This window comes from Frankia sp. CcMO1, assembly GCF_977945845.1.
The window spans coordinates 1-2,736 of the sequence record NZ_CDWTMG010000391.1 but is presented as its reverse complement, the minus strand read 5'-3'; the positions used below and the strand labels follow the sequence as shown (position 1 = coordinate 2,736).

Below are 2,736 nucleotides of genomic sequence, written 5' to 3'. Positions count from 1 at the left end.
CCCTCGTCCTGGTCACCCCGGCGGCTGTTGGCCGGTCCCGACGCCGCGGCCCGCCTCAGCCGCCTCAGCCGCGTCACCGCCGCCGCCAGCACTGCCGCTGTTGCCGCTCCGGCAGCCATGGGCGCCCTCGACGCCACCGGCGAGCAGTACGGTACGCCCCGGTTCGAGGAGTTCGCCGAGCCAGTGGGAGGACGTCCGGGCTGGGATGCGTCATCGCTGTTCCGCTTCCGTGAGGGTGAAGGAGAACGTCGCCCCCTGGCCAGGTGTCCCGTCCGCCCAGATCCGCCCACCGTGGCGATGGATGATCCGCGCGACCAGGGCAAGCCCGACACCGGTCCCTTCGAACTGGTCCGCCCGATGCAGACGCTGGAACACACCGAACAGCTTGCCGGCGTGGCGGGGATCGAAGCCGGCGCCATTGTCGGCGACTGACAGCCCGCAGCGGTGTCCGAAGGTCATGAGACACGCTGTAGGAGAAGGCCTCCAGCTCGTTGTTCGCCGCCCGTAGCTCGTCGTTGGCCGTCTGCAACTCGGCGGCTGAGCGGGCGCGTTCGACCGCTACCCGGTCCAGCTGGTCCGCGATGGTGTTGACCGACCTCCCCACCTCCTGCGTCTCCTGCGGCCCCGCGGGAGTGACGCGGGTATTCAGCCGTCCCAGGGCCAACGACCGCACCGCGGCGGTGACGTTCTGCAGCGGGCGGACCAGACATCGGGTTGTGACCACCGCGGTCCGGGTACCCACCGCCAGACCGATCGCCAGCAGGCCGCCGATCATCCCGATCGTCACGGCCAGGGTCCGGTTGAGCGCGTCGGTCTTGTCGTGACGCAGCTGGCCAAGGGTGGTGCCGAGCGAGGCGTTCGTCGCCCGGAACGCGTCGAACAGATGCTTACCTGCCTCCGGGGGAGGGGCGACACCGGTGATCGCGGGGTTGGCGTAGTCGTCCAGCCACGACGAGGCGGCGGCCCGCTCGGCTGCCAGCTGGCCGCGTACCGTCGCGTCCCCACCGAAATCTCTTGCGATCTTCGCGAACGCCCCGGCCACCGCGGCCGTGCCGGCCCGGTACGGCTGCAGAAACGACGGGTCATGGCTGATCAGATAGCCGCGGACGCCCGTCTCGGCGTTGGTCATCCCCTGCAACACGGCCGTGTTGGCGCGTCGCGCCGGGTCGATTGTGTCCGTGAGGTCCGGTGTCTCCGCCATAGGCGCCTCCAGGATGTTGACAGACCCGACGGGCGGTTCCAGGCGTACAGGTGCGACTGTCCATGCTGGATCGATTACTCATTGTAAGGCCGGGGGCGATGCCCGCCTCCGGACCAACGCCAGTTGGCCGCTTTGACGGGGTCTGCGGACCCGCCCGACGCGACAGACCCACCCGGCCCCGGACGGGAGCGCACGTTCGCGGCGTGGAAACGGGAAGATCGTTGCGACCTGCTAATTTCCTGAATTATTCGATCTTGCGGTGCCAGGATGGCACCTGATCATGGTTTTGGTCCTCGAATGACGGCCGCTCCGAGTGGGGCGGGCCGCTTCGGCATGCCCGGGGTCAGACCGGGCCTTGCCGTCGTTCTTCTGGCGTGGTCGGATCCTCCGGCGGCTGGGCGTCCGGACCGTAGCCGGGTGCCCAGACGGTTCGCAGCGGCTTGCCGTGCGGACAGGTACCCGCTCTTGGCACGGGCTCGACTCTGCCCGTCGCGTGAAACTGGGCGCCACGGCGACGGCGGCATTTGTTGCAGGCCACCAGCGACAGCATTCGTATGATCGGCCGCTCACCGGTCGGGTCGCCGTCCGCGATCGGCTCCCGGGCTGGGAAGTCGTCGGTCATCGCCGCCGCCTTGTAATCAGACCGGTGCCGTCGCATGCTGTGCAGTCCACCTCTTGCGTGCCCGCGAAACCGCCGTCCTCGTCAGCCTCGGACCTGTCCGCGGTGACCTTGCCGGTTCCGTTGCAGGTGGGGCAGTCCGCGGTCTCCACCGGTTCGAGGTCGGCATGCCCGGCCTTCGCGCCCCGCTTGTCGTAGTCCTTCTCGGTGTCGGGGTTATTCTTGCCCCTGGGTGATCCACCTCTGCCGCCGCGCTTGATGCCATCGCGGCCGGTGGAGGCTCCACCACTGGTCGACTCTCGCTTGTTCCACGCCATGGGTTGCTCTCCGTATACAGGCGGCCCCTATCTGCATCAACGGTAGCGGCGGAACACCTACTCCGGAACCAAGGAGTGCGGTTCCGTCACGCCGATTGGCCTCGCTGCTGCCGAGCGCCTACCTGCTGGTCTTGCGGTTCTCCCATTCGGCGCGGCTGATCGCGTAGATGTTTCGCGGCTCGCCGTCCCGGTCGACCGGACCCTCGGCCAGGGTGAGGCCGAGCTTCTCGGCGACACGGATCGAGCTCGTGTTCTCAGGGTGGATGATGTTGATCACCCGGTTCCGGTTCGTTTCGGTGAACGCGAACTCCAGGGCTGCCGCGCCGCCTTCGGTCGCGATGCCCTGTCCCCACCGGTCCCGGCGGACGGTCCAGGCGACCTCGATATCCGGCCAGCCGTACTCCTCGTACAGCCCGGCGCGGCCGAGGAACTCACCCGTCTCCCGATCCTCGATGATCCACATTCCGAAGCCGTTGAGCGCCCAGTGGCCGATCTGGAACGCCGTCATGCCCCAGACGGAGCCCTCCTTCGACGGCGAGCTGGTGTAGACGGACATGTCCGGGTGTCGCGCCATGGACAGGTAGGGCTCGACGTCGGCT

The 2,736-nt window shown here is 68.4% G+C and carries 3 protein-coding genes; all 3 read right to left on the bottom strand.

Features of this window, described 5'->3' with window-relative positions:
* Positions 1 to 73: 73 nt before the first annotated feature.
* On the bottom strand, positions 74 to 1,201 hold the full coding sequence (locus tag AC08OU_RS24285) for a CHASE3 domain-containing protein (protein ID WP_476601680.1): 1,128 nt from the start codon (positions 1,199 to 1,201) through the stop codon (positions 74 to 76).
* 618 nt (positions 1,202 to 1,819) lie between these two features.
* Positions 1,820 to 2,137 (bottom strand): hypothetical protein, encoded by a 318-nt coding sequence (locus AC08OU_RS24280; RefSeq protein ID WP_462188392.1) that lies wholly within the window; start codon positions 2,135 to 2,137, stop codon positions 1,820 to 1,822.
* A gap of 118 nt (positions 2,138 to 2,255) precedes the next feature.
* Positions 2,256 to 2,736, bottom strand: a 481-nt coding sequence (locus AC08OU_RS24275) for a GNAT family N-acetyltransferase (protein WP_476605908.1), incomplete at its 5' end; no start/stop codon positions are given.

Bases quoted from the DNA above. Each gene is read 5' to 3' on its own strand.
- AC08OU_RS24280 (WP_462188392.1), bottom strand. From the start codon at position 2,137: ATGGCGTGGAACAAGCGAGAGTCGACCAGTGGTGGAGCCTCCACCGGC.
- AC08OU_RS24285 (WP_476601680.1), bottom strand. From the start codon at position 1,201: ATGGCGGAGACACCGGACCTCACGGACACAATCGACCCGGCGCGACGC.